The following is a 15,726-nucleotide window of genomic DNA, read 5'->3' on the forward strand; positions in this document are numbered from 1 at the left end:
TTGCCCTGCAACAGGAGACACCCCATGAAATTCGTCAAATCTTTACTGGCCACCACCCTTGCGCTGGCCGTCGCCAGCGCCGCCCAGGCAGCCGTATCCCCGGACCAGGCTGCCAAGCTCGGTACTACCCTGACCGGCGTCGGCGCCGAGAAGGCCGGCAATGCCGATGGCTCCATCCCGGCCTATACCGGCGGCCTGAAGACTGCGCCGGCCAGCTACCAGAAGGGCAGCTCCTTCCGTCCCGACCCGTTCGAGGCGGAAAAGCCGAAGCTGGTGATCAGCGGGAAAAATGCCGGTGAGTTTTCCGGCAAGCTCACCGCTTCGACCCAGGAACTGCTCAAGCGCTTCCCGTCGTTTCGCGTCGACGTCTATCCGACCCACCGCACCGTGGGCCTGCCACAACGATTGCTGGACAACACCGCCAAGAATGCCGTCGGCACCAAATCCCTCGAAGGCGGGGTAGCCCTGGAAAATGCCCTGCCGGGCGTGCCGTTCCCGATCCCCAACGATGGCAATGAAGCCATGTGGAACCACCTGTTGCGCTACCAGGGGCATGCCCTCAATACCAAGTACGACAACTGGAACGTCGATTCCTCCGGTCACGCGACCCTGGCGACCACCGGCAATGCCTATCTTGAGTACCCGCTGTACGATCCGGCCCGTACCACTGCGGCGAATGAGAGCGATATTTTCTTCAAGACCAAGCTCTATTACCAGGGCCCGGCCCGTCGCGCCGGTGAGGCGATCCTGATTCAAGATGCGGTCAACCCGTTGAAGCAACCCCGTCGCGCCTGGCAGTACCTGCCGGGTCAACGTCGAGTGAAATTGGCACCGGACCTTGCCTATGACACGCCGAACCCGGGTACGGCCGGCAGCTCCACCTATGACGATGGCTGGGTGTTCAACGGCGCGCTGGACCGGTACGACTTCAAGCTGGTCGGCAAGAAGGAAATGATCGTTCCGTACAACACCTACAAGCTCAGCTACCACGACAAAGCGGCCGACATCACCACGCCGAATCACATCAACCCCGACCTGGTGCGCTGGGAGCTGCACCGGGTCTGGGTGGTCGAGGCGACGTTGAAACCGGGCAAACGCCACATCTACAACAAGCGCACCTTCTACCTCGACGAGGACAGCTGGATCGCCCTGGCATCGGACGAATATGACGCCAATGGCAAGCTGTACCGCGGCTCCTTCGCGCACATGGCCTACAGCTACGACGTGCAGGCACCGAACGCGGACAACTTCATGATCTATGACTTTATCGTGGGCAGTTACAGCATCTCAGGCATGTACGGCCCCTACGGTGGCATCAAGTACATCGAAGCACTTTCCAAGTCGCAATGGTCAGCGGAGTCGCTGGCGGGCGCGGGTATTCGCTAATCGCGGCGAGACAAGCTCCCGGGCTGCCCGGTTTTGATACCTCTGCATAGATCGGCGGATGCCGGATGTAGTGGCGATCATCTCGAGCAGTTGATTCCGGCGTCGGTGCGCGCAAGCGTAGCCGGCGCAGTTTTTCAAGAGGACGCAGTATGTGTTCATTCAAGACTTTCGCGGCGCTGGTACTGGGTGCGCTGCTGACGTTGTTGCAGGGCGGCGCGCAGGCATCAAGCTACATTGACGTGCTGGATCTGCCGGCCCAGCCCAGTGCACTGGCAGTGCGCAGTCCTTTGCTGGGCGTGACCCGTGCGGGACAGCGCCTGGTTACGGTGGGGCAGCGTGGTCATATTCTCTATTCCGATGATGCCGGCCAGAATTGGCGGCAGGCCGACGTGCCGGTCAGCTCTGACCTCAATGCCGTGAATTTCCCCACGGCCGAGCAGGGCTGGGCAGTGGGCAACGATGGTGTTGTTTTGCACAGCAGCGATGCCGGCGCTACCTGGAGCAAGCAGCTCGATGGCCGCGACATCGGTGCGTTGCTGGTCAAGCACTATGGGGCGCTGGCCAGTGCCGAACCGGACAACGAACAATGGGCATTGCTGACCGATGCGGGCCAGCGCCTGATCGAGGAGGGCGCCGACAAACCTTTCCTCGACGTCTGGTTCGCCAACGACCAGGTCGGTTATGTGGTCGGCGTATTCAATCTGATCCTGCGCACCACCGATGGCGGTCGCACCTGGCTGCCATTCCAGGGCAATGTCGATAACCCACAGGGCTTTCATCTCAATGCCATCGCCTCGACGGGCGATGCGCTGTATATCGTCGGCGAACAGGGCCTGCTACTCAAGCTGGACAGCAGCGGCGAGCGTTTCATCGCTCTGCAGACGCCTTATCAGGGCAGTTACTTTGGTGTAGTCGGCAAGCCTGGCGAGGTCCTTGTTTACGGTCTGCGCGGCCATGTGTTCCGCAGTACCGATGGTGGCAACAGTTGGACGCAGGTCAACAGTGGCCTGCAGGTCAGCATCACCGCCGCAGTGGTGGATAACAGCGGTCGCTATCGTTTGTTCACCCAGGCCGGGCACATGCTCATGAGCGGCGACAGCAATGCTGCGCTGCAACTGCTGCCACAGGCTCAACAGTCGCCGGTGGCCGGTGCCGCCCTGGGCACCAATGGCGCGCTGGTGCTGGTAGGTAGCCGTGGCGCGCGTGCACTGCCCAAAGAATAACCATAAGAATCAGAGCGAGTATCAGACATGGCCAATTTGAAGCAAGACACCATGCCGGTGATCCAGCAATTGTCGGATTTCAATCGGCGCTCCGGCAACCTGCTGGAACGGATGGTGTTCAACAATCGGCCGCTGTTCATGCTGCTCATGGCGCTGGTCACCGTGGTGCTGGGTTACATGGCGGTGACCCGCCTGGAGCTGCGTCCCAGTTTCGAAAAGATGATTCCGCAGAGCCAGCCGTACATCCAGAACTACCTCGAGAACCGCAAGTCGCTGCGGGGGTTGGGTAACTCGGTACGGGTGGTGGTGGAGAACACCCAGGGCGACATTTTCGACCCCGAATACCTGGGTGTCCTCAAGCAGATCAACGATGAGTTGTTCCTCACCCAGGGCGTCGATCGGGCCTGGATGAAGTCGTTGTGGAGTCCGGCCGTACGCTGGACTGAAGTCACCGAGCAAGGCTTCCAGGGCGGCCCGGTAATGCCTGACAGTTATCAAGGCTCGCCATCGGACATCGAACAGCTGCGTCAGAACATCAACCGGGCCGGCATCGTCGGCAGCCTGGTGGCCAGCGATTTCAAATCGAGCATGTTGATCGTGCCGCTGCTGGACAAGACCTCGGCCACCGGCCAGAGCATCAACTACCACGAATTCTCCCGGCAGCTCGAAGAGCAACTGCGCGACAAGATCGAGTTCGCCAGCGGCGCCACGCACAAGGCCGGGGAGGAGGGCGCAGGTAAGTACAAGGTGCGGGTGATCGGCTTCGCCAAACTGATGGGCGACCTGATCGATGGCCTGATCCAGGTGATGATGTTCTTCGGCCTGGCCGTGGTCACCTCGCTGGTGATCATTTTCCTCTACACCCGCTGTGTGCGTAGCACGTTGCTGGTGGTCGGCTGTTCGCTGATCGCGGTCGTCTGGCAGCTGGGTATCGTCGCCTGGCTGGGTTATGCCATCGATCCGTACTCGGTCCTGGTGCCGTTCCTGATCTTCGCCATCGGCGTGTCCCACGCGGCGCAGAAGATGAACGGGATCATGCAGGACATCGCTCGCGGCACGCACCGTTTGATTGCCGCGCGCTATACCTTCCGCCGTCTGTTCATCGCCGGGGTCACCGCGCTGCTGGCCGATGCGGTGGGCTTTGCCGTGCTGATGCTGATCGATATTCCAGTGATCCAGGACCTGGCCATCACCGCCAGCATCGGCGTGGCCGTACTGATCTTCACCTCCCTGCTGCTGATGCCGGTGGCGCTGTCCTACATCGGTGTCGGGCGCAAGGCGGCCGAGCGCGCCCTGAAAATCGACAGCCGCGCTGCCGGGCATCGCGGCCTTGGCCGCTTGTGGGATCTGCTCGACCGATTTACCACCCGCAAGTGGGCCACGGGTACCGTGCTGGTGGCGCTGTTGCTGGGGATCGGCGGCTTCGCGGTCAGCCTGCAGCTGAAGATCGGTGACCTCGACAGTGGCGCTCCGGAACTGCGTGAGGACTCGCGCTACAACCGTGACAACGCCTACATCACCAGCCACTACGCCCTGTCCAGTGATATGTTCGCAGTGATGATCAAGACGCCGGCGGAAGGTTGTCTGAACTACCAGACCCTGGTTCTGGCGGATCGCCTGGCGTGGGAGCTGCAGCAACATCCGGGGGTGCAGGCCACCGTGTCACTGGTCAATGCAGTGCGCCAGATCACCGCCGGCACTTACGAGGGCAATCCCAAGCTCAACAGCATCCAGCGCAACCAGAACGTGCTGAACTATGCCGCGCAGCAGGCCTCGGTCAATGCGCCGGAATTGTTCAATACCGACTGCTCGCTGATGCCGGTGATTGCCTACCTCAAGGACCACAAGGCCGAAACCCTGGACGCCGTGGTGGCCATCGCCGACAAGTTCGCCCGGGACAACAGCACCGAGGATCGCCAGTTCCTGCTGGCGGCCGGCAGTGCCGGCATCGAGGCGGCGACCAACATCGTGGTGCGCGAGGCCAATCGCACCATGCTGCTTTACGTGTATGCCGCAGTGACGTTGTTCTGCCTGATCACCTTCCGTAGCTGGCGAGCGACGCTGGTGGCAATGCTGCCGCTGGTCCTGACCTCAATCCTCTGCGAGGCCTTGATGGTGGTCATGGGCATTGGCGTGAAGGTGGCGACGCTGCCGGTGATCGCCCTGGGTGTCGGGATCGGCGTGGACTACGCGCTGTACTTGCTCAGCGTGCAATTGCACTACCAGCGACAGGGCATGCCTCTTTCCGAGGCCTATCGAAATGCCGTGGCGTTCACCGGACGGGTGGTGGGGCTGGTCGGTATTACGCTGGCTGCCGGGGTCATTTGCTGGGCCTGGTCACCGATCAAGTTCCAGGCCGACATGGGCATCCTGCTGACCTTCATGTTCCTGTGGAACATGCTTGGCGCATTGATCCTGATCCCGGCGTTGTCGTACTTTCTGCTGCGCAAACAGCGGGTCTGAGGGCTCTCAGCCTGGCTGAGGGGCCGACGCGAACCGCGCTTATGCCGTTACCGCCTCCAGCAGCGACTGCTGCTGGTCGGCATGGGCCTGTGTCCTGCTCTGTTTCAATCCGCAAGATCGCTCGCCGGATCCGCGAAGCCTGACCTCGGCATTTCATCACCTCGACTGACCTGGATACCTGCACGGTATCACTCGCTCAGTCGCAAATTCTGGTGCAGCACTTGGCGGCTCAATACCGAGATATTTTTCCAACCACCGCCGAAATTTTTCACTGTCTCTACTCCGCGCAGGAAGGTCTTTGCATGAACAATAGAAGTTGGACGACGATCAAACTCACCGAGATAGATCCATACATCAGTGTCCTGACGATGGATCGTCCCGGGCAACGCAATGCAATCAACACGCAAATGGCTGATGAGCTCGAAGCCTGTCTGATCAGCCTCAAGGACAAACAGGATCTACGAGTGCTCATTGTCACGGGTGAAGGTGAGGCTTTTGGGGCTGGCGCAGATCTGAAGGAACGGGCCAGCCTCACCCCCGAACAGACACAGAAGTCGCGTGATACGGCTTTGCGTTTCATCGAGATGATAGAGGCTCTTCGAGCGCCTGTTATTGCGATGATCAATGGCCCCGTGATTGCCGGTAGTTTTGAAATTGCATTGGCCTGCGATATCCGTGTGGCCTCGGACCTGGCTACTTTTGCATTGCCTGAGGTCAGCAGGGTAGGTGCGTTTCCAGGTGCCGGCGGCCCGGTACGTTTGTCAAAGCAGATCGGCCGTGGCCGAGCAAATCTTGTTGTCCTGACGGGACGCAAGTTCTCGGCCGACGAGGCTTTCACATTAGGCTTTGTTGAGGTGGTGGTGCCTCATTCGGGTTTACTGGATGAGACGTTATCTCTCGCGCGTCAGATTGCGGCCAACCATCCTGAGGGGGTCAGTGCGGCTAAACAGCTGATTCTCCAAAGCGGTGATCTGGACCTGCAATCGGCCATGGAGCTATCTCGCACCTTGCGCGAGCCTATGGACGGCACTGCGGTGGCAAAGGACGTCATTCGGGCATGGGCGGATAAGCGGGCAACAGATGTCCCGGGAGAATAGGGACGTCTGTCTAACGCACTGAGGCTCTTAAGCCAGATCCATGTGCCATGGAGCTGTCTGCTGCCAATCAGGCAGCTTGCGCCCCACATCTTGCTCGATTGCGTGCTGCGTCTGCCTCGTAGCTGCGCGAGGCAAGAACGAAGAAGACTGCCGCGGCCAGCGCCAACGCTGGTGCCAGCGCCAACGCGAGTTTCAGGCCGAGAAAGTCCGACAGCATGCCGACTATGAAGGGGCCTGGTGCTTGGCCGATCAAATTGTTCCCCAGACTGATCGTCGCCGTCACCGTTGCGCGAACACCTGGATGCGTGACGTCACACACGATGGCCGCGGAGCAGCCTCCATGCGCGGCGGCGAACAATGCGCCGATGAAAATCAGGCCTAACCCCAATGATCCAGGCGGCAGGGAAAAAGCGATGATCAAGGTTAGCGCGGACAGTACCGAATAGGCGGCCGGTACCAATGCCCGAAGCCGTGGGCGGCGAGCGCTCAGCCGATCAGCGAGGTTGCCGCCGAAGAACATTCCCAGACCTGAAGCCAGGACCGCTACTGCGGCCAGCATCGCGGCTTTCTTCACGTCCATGTCGTAGTAGCGGCCTAGGTAGGTTGGCAGCCAGACAATGAGGATAACCGGGATCGCCATTTGCAGTCCGCTCGCGATGAACGTGAAATTACCTGAGCGTGCGGCAAACACTTCGCGAACAATTTGCTTGAAGCCCAATCGGGTCGGCGCAGTGTTGCTCTGGCCCTCATCGGTCAAGGCAACTGTTTTGTAATCGCGTACGACAAAGGGATAGATCACGGCCAATAAGAGGCCCGGCGCCCCTACGACGAAGAAAGCCATGCGCCAGCCAGATTGGGCGACGACGGCACCGCCGATGACGATGCCCAGCACCGAGCCGAACAGGGTCGCCGACATGAAAGCACCTAATACCGCAGCGCGTTGCCTGACAGGAAACACATGCGCGAGCAGTGCCCCTCCAACGGCACCATATGCTGCTTCGCCGACCCCCACTAATGCTCGCGCTGACACCAGTTGGCCATAACTTTGAGCCAGGCCGCAGACGATGGTTGCCAGGCACCAGATGAAGGCCATCAGCGTGATGCTCTTGACCCGTCCCCAGCGGTCGGCGATCAACGAGACCGGCACTGTGAGCAGGCCGACGACGATCGAAACGATGCTCACCAGCAGCCCAAGTTGTGAGTCTGACAGTCCCCATTCGGCCTTTAGGGCAGGGAATACGGCACCGATGACTTGGCGCGATAGATAATCGGACAGCATCAAGCCAAAGGTAAGCGCGAACACGGACCATGCATAGACGCGCGAAAACTGGGGCATAGGGACGACAATGGCAGGGGAAGAGGGGGTCATGACTTTAGCCTTTATTATGGTGACGTGGGCTGATAGCAATGTAGTACGGCCTGGGGTAGAGGTGCGTTTTAGCATAATGTAGTATTGTCGACAATCCTACTGTTGACAATAGAGGGCCTGACTGTGATTAAATTCTTTCGTTCTAGCGGAGTGCGGCAAGCGACAACACAGGACTGTGCCGGCTGGGCAGGCATGTATTACCAATAACAAATTCCGAAATCGGGCGATGCCCAAACACCCTCCGAGCGATCCATAATGACTGACTACAAAGCTCCCCTGCGCGATATGCGCTTCGTTCTCAATGAAGTATTCGAAATCTCAAAACTGTGGGCCCAACTGCCCGGCCTGGCCGAAGTGGTGGACGAAGACACCGCCAGCGCTGTCCTCGAAGAAGCCGGTAAAGTCATCGCGGGTACTGTGGCCCCGCTGAACCGCAGCGGCGACGAAGAAGGCTGCGCCTGGACCGACGGAGCGGTAAAGACCCCGGCCGGTTTCCCCGAGGCTTATCGGCTCTTCGCCGAAGGCGGTTGGACCAGTGTCGGTGGTGATCCACAGTTCGGTGGCATGGGCATGCCCAAGGTGATTTCCGCCCAGGTCGACGAAATGGTCAACTCGGCCAATCTGTCGTTCAGCCTGTACCCGATGCTGACCGCCGGCGCCTGCCTCTCGATCAATGCTCACGCCAGTGAAGAACTGAAAGATACCTACCTGCCGAACCTGTATGCCGGAGTCTGGACCGGCTCCATGTGCCTGACCGAACCGCATGCCGGTACCGACCTGGGCATCATCCGCACCAAAGCCGAGCCTCGGGCCGACGGCAGCTACAAGATCAGCGGCACCAAGATTTTCATCACCGGCGGCGAGCAGGACCTCACGGAAAACATCATCCACCTGGTGCTGGCCAGACTGCCGGACGCTCCGGCGGGTCCGAAAGGCATTTCGCTGTTTTTGGTGCCCAAGATAATGGTCAACACCGACGGCTCGCTGGGCGAACGCAACAGCCTGTCCTGCGGTTCGATCGAGCACAAGATGGGCATCAAGGCCTCGGCCACCTGTGTCATGAACTTCGACGGCGCCACCGGCTGGATCATCGATGCGCCGAACAAGGGCCTTGGCGCCATGTTCACGATGATGAACTACGAACGTCTGGGCGTCGGTATCCAGGGCCTGTCCCTGGGTGAGCGCTCCTACCAGAACGCCGTCGAGTACGCCCGCGACCGTATCCAGAGCCGCGCGCCGACCGGTCCCACCGATCAAGACAAGGCCGCCGACCCGATCATCGTGCACCCGGACGTGCGGCGCATGCTGCTGACCATGAAAGCGCTGAACGAAGGCGGTCGCGCCTTCTCCAGCTATGTAGCCATGCAACTGGATACGGCCAAATTCGGTGAAGACGCTGCCACCCGCAAACGTGCGCAAGAACTGGTCGACCTGCTGACGCCAGTCGCCAAGGCCTTCCTCACCGATATGGCACTGGAAACCACGGTGCATGGACAGCAGATCTTCGGCGGTCATGGCTTCATCCGTGAGTGGGGCCAGGAGCAATTGATCCGGGACTGCCGCATCACCCAGATCTACGAAGGCACCAATGGCATCCAGGCGCTCGACCTTTTGGGCCGTAAAGTGATCGGGAGCGGCGGGGCGTTCTATAAGCACTTCGCCAAAGAGATCAAGGCCTTCACTGACTCTGCCGACGCTTCACTGGCAGAGTTCGCCGAGCCGCTGAAAGCCGCCATGGCCAACCTGGAGCAGATGACGGTCGATTTGTTGGAGCGTGCCAAGGACGACCCGAATGAAGTCGGTGCGGCTTCGGTCGAATACCTGCATGTGTTCGGCTATACCGCTTACGCCTACATGTGGGCCCTGATGGCGCGTACCGCGCTGGCCAGGCAGGACCAAGACGTCTTTTACAAGACCAAGCTGGGTACTGCGCGCTTTTTCTTCGCACGCCTGTTACCGCGGATCTACTCGTTGACCGCTTCGGTCAAGGCCGGTAGCGAAAGCCTGTACCTGCTGGATGCCGATCAATTCTGATCAATGATCCATACCGCGAGACCGAGCAACTCAAGCCCATGCGGGTACGTCTTCCCATTGGTTAACAAGTCGACTCCAGTGGGAGGACATTCGCTCTAGGTTCCCTGTTTAATCCAACCAGCAAGCTCGTTGACCATTTGATTGACTTCACTGCCTTCGGGCTCGGAGGGGCGAATAATGGCGTTCCAGGCGATATCCAGGCCGTCATTGAGGGCTGCCCATGCAAGCTCCCCGCGCTCAAGGCTGGGCGTCACCAGGTCGCGTTGCAAGATGCTGATTCCGTATCCTGAACGGACTAACTCGACGATGGCTTCGATCAACTCCACTGTGATCATTCGACGCGGCAAAATACTCGCGGGTGCGAAGAAGCGGTCATATTCCCAGCCACTGGCGCGGTCCGTCGAATACGTCACCAGGTTGTAGGTTTTGAAGTCTTCGGCATAGATGTTATTCCTCGCCGCCAGTGGGTGATCGGTTGCCATGATCGCAATCAGGTCGTCCCGGAAAAGCGGCAACTTGGCGACGCCGCTAGGCACCATACCGTCATCAATAATCGACACATCAAGCCTTCCTTGCATCAGGCTGGCATAAACGTCATTACGGGGTACAGTCACCAAGGTTATTTCGATGTCTGGACGAAGACTTGAGTAATGCTTGATGAATTTCGGTATCCAGCGAAATGGTCCGTAGGAGGTGACACCCATACGTACAAAGGCGGTGACCCCGCCGGCCATGGATCTGGCTTCAGCCTCCGCTTCGTTGAGAATCGCGATGATGTCTCTTGCTGCACGTTCCAGGCGCACACCCGCAGGGCTGAGTCGCAACTTTCCCCCTGAGCGCTCTGTCAGGCTCACGCCAAGCCGACGTTCCGCCTCCCGCATGCGATGACTGACTGCTGAAGGCGTCAGCCATAGGCGCTCAGCCACAGCAGTCACCGAATCGACTTCCGACAGGGTTTGCAGCATCACGAGGTGATCCAGAGTGAGTCTCATAGGCGCGACCTGAAAATAATTCACAAAATAGCGTAAAAATATGAGCGTGACTTGTTTTTGCCTCCGATGCAATCTGGTTCCAGCAAGAGCCAACGGAGACCAATAATCATGCCTATGCTGCCTCTCACACCCGCCGTAACCCTGGGTGATATCGTCGACCTCGAGCGTTATCCCATTACCGATCGGACCAACCCCGCTTACCGGGCGCTGGTCGCTCATAGTCAATCATTGCTGGGGCAGGAGGGCGTCGCGATCTTCCCGGGTTTTGTCCGCAATGCAACGGTGGCAACGATGGCGGAGCAAACGCTTGAACTACACCCGCGCATGTTCCATTTCCGGGAAAACCACACGGTTTATTTCAAACCTCAAGAGCCAGGCGTTGATCCGGAACATCCGTTGCGGCGGTTGATGAAAACCGAAAAAGATACCGTCGCCTACGCGGATATTCCTGCTGATAACTTGATCAGGCAGATCTATGAATCGGACGAAGTGCTGACTTTCATCAAAGATGTCTTGGGGTTGGACACGCTCTATCGCCACGCAGACCCGTTAGCCGCGCTCAACTTGCAGGGCTTTACGCAGGGACAGCAATTGGGCTGGCACTTCGATCGCTCCGACTTCAGCGTCACGCTGTCACTCCAGGCCGCAAGCGCTGGCGGGGATTTTGAATATGTACGCATGCTGCGCAATGAGGACGACGACTGTTATGACGCGGTCAGGCAATTCCTGGATAACCCCGACACCCAACGGATCGAGGTTCTGCCTCAAGTGCCGGGAACACTGACCTTGTTTCGCGGCCGCTATTCGTTGCATCGAGTCACGCCGGTGGTGGGTGACAGGTTAAGGCTCAACGCTGTATTCGCTTATGTGGATCAGCCCAATGTCGAGTTCAGTGCCTATGCCCGACAGTTGTTTTACGGGCGTACCAGCGTAGACCCGTTAGTTTAAGTGCCCCCTCAACAATAAAATCATTCACTCACTCCATCGCTTCACGTGTATGTCCAGGCAACTGCCCACGTTAGATTTGATGGCACTCGCTTGCCTCGTTTGTGGCGAGCAAGAGCTCCCTGCCCCAATAATGATTCGGAGCGTCTGATCATGAAATACAGGAAGAATTTGCTGGCCTCATTGCTGACCCTTGGCTTCCTCGTCGGTAGTGCTTCAAGTCAGGCTTCAGGGTGGTGTGACTCAGGTAAACCGGTGAGATTTGCCGGTTTGAATTGGGAGAGCGGGATGCTCCTTACCGACATCATGATGATCGTGCTCAAGGAGGGCTACGGCTGTCAGACCGATCAATTGGTGGGCAATACCATCATTCTTGAGACCGCACTGGCCAGCAACGACATCCAGGTATTTGGCGAAGAGTGGATGGAGCGTAGCGAGGTATGGAAAAAAGCCGCAGCAGCGGGGAAGGTTGTTGCGATTGGTTCACCGATCATCGGTGCGGTTCAGGGTTGGTACGTGCCACGTTATGTCGTTGAAGGGGACGCAAAACGTAACAGGCCAGCTCGAGCGCCGGACCTCAAAACGGTTGCCGACCTGAGCAAATATCCAGAAGTCTTTCGAGACTCGGAGGAGCCTTCCAAAGGACGCTTCTATAACTGTCCGGCGGGCTGGATTTGTGAACAGGACAATACCCAGATGTTGAAAGAGTACGGTCTTGAAGACACCTACACCAACTTCCGCCCGGGTACCGGCGCTGCATTGGATGCGGCCGTACTCTCCAGCTATAAGCGCGGTGAGCCTGTGCTTTTCTATTACTGGTCACCGACGCCGCTAATGGGACAGATCGATGCGATAAGACTGGAAGAGAAGTCGGGAGTCGACAAAAACGTCATCACTAAAGTCGGAATCTCCAAAGCTTTTCATGAGCAGGCACCCGAACTGGTTGCGGTACTGGAGAAGGTCAACATCCCGATCGATTTGTTGAATCAGAACCTGGCGAGGATGACCAGGGAACGTATCGAGTCACCCGAACTGGCGCGAATATTCCTCAAGGAGCACCCGCAGGTGTGGCACGCCTGGGTCAGTGAAGCGGTCGCGAAAAAGATCGACGCAACGCTCTAGCCTGCAGGAGGGTGCGTCAGAGGAGCGAAAAGGTCTTTTCAAACTACACTGATGTGGGTTGAAACCGCCCTCTGGAAGTTGACCGGTGCTCTGGCCTGTGAGCCCTTGCGCAAAGGGCATCACACTGACGCAGCCGTGGCGAGGATGACCGCATGCAAAGCACTGGCGAACCAAAGCGGGCACGTGTACTTGATCCGGTCGAGCGTGTCACGGAGGTCATCTTCGGCTTGCTCATGGCAATGACCTTCACTGGAACGATCAGTGTGGCGACGGCTGGCCAGGAGGCGGAACGTACGATGATGATCGCTGCGCTGGGTTGCAACCTCGCCTGGGGACTCGCGGACGCTGCGATGTATTTACTGCGAACCCTGATCGAACGCACACGCAACCGCACGTTACGCGCAAGTCTATGCGAGGCGGCCGACGCGGCCACCGGGCAAGCGCTCATTGCTGATGCGTTGCCACCGCGAATCGCAGCAGCGGCTGGCCCTGAAGAACTGGAATCGTTGCGTCGCCGCCTGCTCGAGTATTCAGCGATGCCGGTACAGCCGCGCCTCGGCTGGGATGATTTCAAGGGGGCAATCGGCGTTTTCCTGTTGGTGGTGTTATCGACATTCCCACTTGTCGTGCCGTTTCTGTTGCTCGACCAGACGGCGCTTGCCGTACGCGTGTCCAATCTGGTCGGACTCGGCGTGCTGTTCCTCGCCGGTTGGGTGCTGGCGCGGTACGCAGGCGCAAAACCGTGGCAAGGCGCAATAGCATTGGCAGTCACCGGCGCTGTTCTCATTACTGCGATCATCGCGCTCGGTGGATGAGCAGGCCGCACTTACCGTGTTTACCCACAGCGACTGGTATGGGTGAGGTCTTGGCCTGGCTGTAGCCTGGATCAAGCACGAGGCCTGGGGCCTCGCGTTTGAATTCAGCGCAAAGGGAACGACGTTGCCTGGTCATCAGGCACTTCTATCCGGTGAGCATTTTTACCTGAAGGGTGTCCGGTTTCATTCGCCCACTGCAGGAGGTGTACTTTGGCTATTTGACACAGCAAGGCTGGCGTTAATTGTTGTAGAGTGGAAGTTTTTTTGCACTTTCGGTCCACTCAGTAATTTTCTCTGGGTGTGAGTCAAGATAATGAGTGATCGCCCCATCGGTGTTTGAAGTCTCGTGAGCCTCGGCCATAATTCCCTGCAAGTCGGCAAGGGGGATTTTGTAGTTTTTAAGGAAATTCGCTGCTCGAGGAAAATCTTCGCCGAACCCCTTGCGAGAAAGTACATGTATGCCTTCATCACCACCTAAAGAGCCCTTTGGATCTTCCAAGTAGCGTAGATTCCATTTTCCGAACATCCAATGAGGGGTCCAGGCTGTTGCAACGATCCAGTCTTTCTTAAGAATAGCTCGATCCATCGCGATCGTCATTGCAGTTGCACTGCTGGCGGAAAGTTTGTAATCGACCAGGTTGTAGTTTTTTATCGTGTCCTGGGACTTCCGCATCAGCCCTGCACCAGGGTCTATGCCTTGTATTGTTCCTTTAAATTTCTTTGCGATTTCGGGATTTTGCAAATCGGCGATGGTTCTTACCTCGTTAATCGGCACATAGTCTGGCACCACCCATCCAAGTTTCCCGCCATAGATTATCCCTAAGTCATCAACACTATTTTTGTACTTGTCCCAATAAGCAGCTTGGGTATTAGGTAACCAAGCCATGAGCATGGCGTCGAGCTTTTTAGTTGAGATGCTTTGGTATTGCACGCCGAGTGCTAGCAACGAAAGCTTTACTTTATAATCGAGTTGTTGTTCTAGAATTTTCTTGGCCATATTTGTAACGATTTCAGAGTCCGGCTCTGAAATAAAACTCAATCGCAAGGTTTGATCTCCCCTGGATTCAGACTCCGTCGCTTGAACGCCTAATGACATTAAGGGTACAACCGCCAACGTCGCACACCTGAATATATACATAAAATCAAGCTTCATTTTAATCATCCTGTTATTTTAGCTTTTTGGTGGTTGGAAGATCAATTTACGCCAGCGAAAACTCTTGGAATTACTGAATTCAGAGAAGATCCTCATTAAGCGGCTACTTATGCGTGTACGGGGAGGACTTCCCATGGTGCTATCCAGTCGCCTGCAACTCGCAACGCTATCTTTGCATCATCTTCAATGAGTCGGCAGACACTCATTTCTCCGGAACGCTCTCCATAACGCTGCTTCGCTTCTTCGAAGCGCGCATGAGTTGCACGGGTCAGTTCGCAGCGTGTTCCGGTTTCATTTAACAGTTCTTCTATCAGGCCAAGGTCTTTCAGGCACAGCGCAAGCGGGAAGGATGGATCGTAGTGGCCGGCAAATATTGACGGTACATCGTGTTGCATTACGAAACTATCGGCGGCCCCTCCCTTCATGGCTTCCCACCACACTTCTGGCTCCAAACCTGCAACCTTGGCGGCCACCATAGCTTCGCCTATAGCGGCAGCGTGGATTTTCCAAAGTTGATTGTTAACCAGCTTGGCGACGTAACCATTGCCGTAGCGGCCAACTTTTCGAATGACACCCATTGCTTCAAGGACAGGACGCGTTTTTTCGATATGAGCATCCTGCCCACCCACGAACAAAATCATGTCACCGCGTATGGAAGAATCAACTGACCCGGTAACGGGTGCGTCAATAGGAAAACCACCCCGCGCAACGAACTCGTCGGCTAGCGTACGCATCATAAACGGACTGCTGGTGGTCAGGTCGATCCAGTATTTACCAGTAATATCAGCTTCAAAAAAACCGCTGGCGCCACGTACAACTTGATCAATTTGCACGGGGCCGAAGACCATGCTAACTACGACATCTACATTCTCAATCACTTCTCGAGGGCTATCAGCCCAAACAGCACCCTTGGCTAACAAAGACTCTGCCACTTCCTTCCGCAGGTCGTATACAACCAAGTCAAAACCTGAAGCCTGAATGTTCCGAGCCGCGGGCAGTCCCATTGTTCCTAAACCAACAAATCCAATTTTCATAATGTATCTCGTTTTTATTGATGGGGCGATTGGTACCTGGGAGCAACATAAAATGCTTGTTGGCTATAAACAAATGAAATATTATTATGCTAT

At 57.3% G+C, this 15,726-nt stretch carries 12 protein-coding genes; 8 read left to right on the top strand and 4 right to left on the bottom strand.

Features of this window, described 5'->3' with window-relative positions:
* Window positions 1-24 precede the first annotated feature (24 nt).
* The 4 genes from ACA041_RS11665 (at window position 25) to ACA041_RS11680 (ending at window position 6,169) form a co-directional block, all read left to right on the top strand.
* Window positions 25-1,386, top strand: a complete 1,362-nt coding sequence (locus ACA041_RS11665; RefSeq protein ID WP_497441227.1) for a DUF1329 domain-containing protein — start codon at window positions 25-27, stop codon at window positions 1,384-1,386.
* A gap of 149 nt (window positions 1,387-1,535) precedes the next feature.
* On the top strand, window positions 1,536-2,609 hold the full coding sequence (locus tag ACA041_RS11670; protein WP_497441228.1) for a WD40/YVTN/BNR-like repeat-containing protein: 1,074 nt from the start codon (window positions 1,536-1,538) through the stop codon (window positions 2,607-2,609).
* A gap of 27 nt (window positions 2,610-2,636) precedes the next feature.
* Complete coding sequence (locus tag ACA041_RS11675; protein WP_497441229.1) at window positions 2,637-5,072, top strand: efflux RND transporter permease subunit; 2,436 nt, start codon at window positions 2,637-2,639, stop codon at window positions 5,070-5,072.
* A 302-nt stretch (window positions 5,073-5,374) separates the two neighbouring features.
* Complete coding sequence (locus ACA041_RS11680) at window positions 5,375-6,169, top strand: enoyl-CoA hydratase/isomerase family protein (RefSeq protein ID WP_497441230.1); 795 nt, start codon at window positions 5,375-5,377, stop codon at window positions 6,167-6,169.
* Window positions 6,170-6,236: 67 nt separating this feature from the next.
* Here the strand turns inward: ACA041_RS11680 and ACA041_RS11685 are convergent, their stop codons facing one another.
* Window positions 6,237-7,538 carry an MFS transporter gene (locus ACA041_RS11685; protein WP_497441231.1) on the bottom strand — a complete coding sequence of 434 codons (1,302 nt, stop codon included), beginning with the start codon at window positions 7,536-7,538 and terminating at the stop codon, window positions 6,237-6,239.
* A 255-nt stretch (window positions 7,539-7,793) separates the two neighbouring features.
* On the opposite strand from ACA041_RS11685, the gene ACA041_RS11690 reads away from it, so the two are divergent.
* Complete coding sequence (locus tag ACA041_RS11690) at window positions 7,794-9,572, top strand: acyl-CoA dehydrogenase C-terminal domain-containing protein (protein WP_497441232.1); 1,779 nt, start codon at window positions 7,794-7,796, stop codon at window positions 9,570-9,572.
* Between the two features lie 95 nt (window positions 9,573-9,667).
* On the opposite strand, the gene ACA041_RS11695 is transcribed toward ACA041_RS11690, so the two are convergent.
* Window positions 9,668-10,540, bottom strand: coding sequence for a LysR family transcriptional regulator (locus ACA041_RS11695; protein ID WP_497441233.1), 873 nt, complete (start codon window positions 10,538-10,540; stop codon window positions 9,668-9,670).
* A 132-nt stretch (window positions 10,541-10,672) separates the two neighbouring features.
* Between ACA041_RS11695 and ACA041_RS11700 the strand changes: the two genes are divergently transcribed.
* From ACA041_RS11700 to ACA041_RS11710, 3 genes are all read left to right on the top strand, one after another.
* Window positions 10,673-11,512 (top strand): HalD/BesD family halogenase, encoded by an 840-nt coding sequence (locus ACA041_RS11700; protein WP_497441234.1) that lies wholly within the window; start codon window positions 10,673-10,675, stop codon window positions 11,510-11,512.
* Window positions 11,513-11,662: 150 nt separating this feature from the next.
* On the top strand, window positions 11,663-12,631 hold the full coding sequence (locus ACA041_RS11705; protein WP_497441235.1) for a glycine betaine ABC transporter substrate-binding protein: 969 nt from the start codon (window positions 11,663-11,665) through the stop codon (window positions 12,629-12,631).
* A gap of 152 nt (window positions 12,632-12,783) precedes the next feature.
* A complete protein-coding gene (locus ACA041_RS11710; protein ID WP_497441236.1) occupies window positions 12,784-13,446 on the top strand; it encodes a hypothetical protein in 663 nt (220 codons plus the stop codon).
* 238 nt (window positions 13,447-13,684) lie between these two features.
* Here the strand turns inward: ACA041_RS11710 and ACA041_RS11715 are convergent, their stop codons facing one another.
* Together ACA041_RS11715 and ACA041_RS11720 are read right to left on the bottom strand one after the other, a co-directional pair.
* Complete coding sequence (locus ACA041_RS11715) at window positions 13,685-14,599, bottom strand: glycine betaine ABC transporter substrate-binding protein (RefSeq protein WP_497441237.1); 915 nt, start codon at window positions 14,597-14,599, stop codon at window positions 13,685-13,687.
* 107 nt (window positions 14,600-14,706) lie between these two features.
* The gene (locus ACA041_RS11720; RefSeq protein ID WP_497441238.1) at window positions 14,707-15,633 is read right to left on the bottom strand and encodes an NAD(P)-dependent oxidoreductase; all 927 of its coding nucleotides are present in this window, start codon (window positions 15,631-15,633) and stop codon (window positions 14,707-14,709) included.
* Window positions 15,634-15,726 lie beyond the last annotated feature (93 nt).

It is taken from the genome of Pseudomonas sp. LBUM1676 (genome assembly GCF_059695605.1).

Bases quoted from the DNA above. Each gene is read 5' to 3' on its own strand.
- ACA041_RS11665 (WP_497441227.1), top strand. From the start codon at position 25: ATGAAATTCGTCAAATCTTTACTGGCCACCACCCTTGCGCTGGCCGTC.
- ACA041_RS11670 (WP_497441228.1), top strand. From the start codon at position 1,536: ATGTGTTCATTCAAGACTTTCGCGGCGCTGGTACTGGGTGCGCTGCTG.
- ACA041_RS11675 (WP_497441229.1), top strand. From the start codon at position 2,637: ATGGCCAATTTGAAGCAAGACACCATGCCGGTGATCCAGCAATTGTCG.
- ACA041_RS11680 (WP_497441230.1), top strand. From the start codon at position 5,375: ATGAACAATAGAAGTTGGACGACGATCAAACTCACCGAGATAGATCCA.
- ACA041_RS11685 (WP_497441231.1), bottom strand. From the start codon at position 7,538: ATGACCCCCTCTTCCCCTGCCATTGTCGTCCCTATGCCCCAGTTTTCG.
- ACA041_RS11690 (WP_497441232.1), top strand. From the start codon at position 7,794: ATGACTGACTACAAAGCTCCCCTGCGCGATATGCGCTTCGTTCTCAAT.
- ACA041_RS11700 (WP_497441234.1), top strand. From the start codon at position 10,673: ATGCCTATGCTGCCTCTCACACCCGCCGTAACCCTGGGTGATATCGTC.
- ACA041_RS11705 (WP_497441235.1), top strand. From the start codon at position 11,663: ATGAAATACAGGAAGAATTTGCTGGCCTCATTGCTGACCCTTGGCTTC.
- ACA041_RS11710 (WP_497441236.1), top strand. From the start codon at position 12,784: ATGCAAAGCACTGGCGAACCAAAGCGGGCACGTGTACTTGATCCGGTC.
- ACA041_RS11715 (WP_497441237.1), bottom strand. From the start codon at position 14,599: ATGAAGCTTGATTTTATGTATATATTCAGGTGTGCGACGTTGGCGGTT.
- ACA041_RS11720 (WP_497441238.1), bottom strand. From the start codon at position 15,633: ATGAAAATTGGATTTGTTGGTTTAGGAACAATGGGACTGCCCGCGGCT.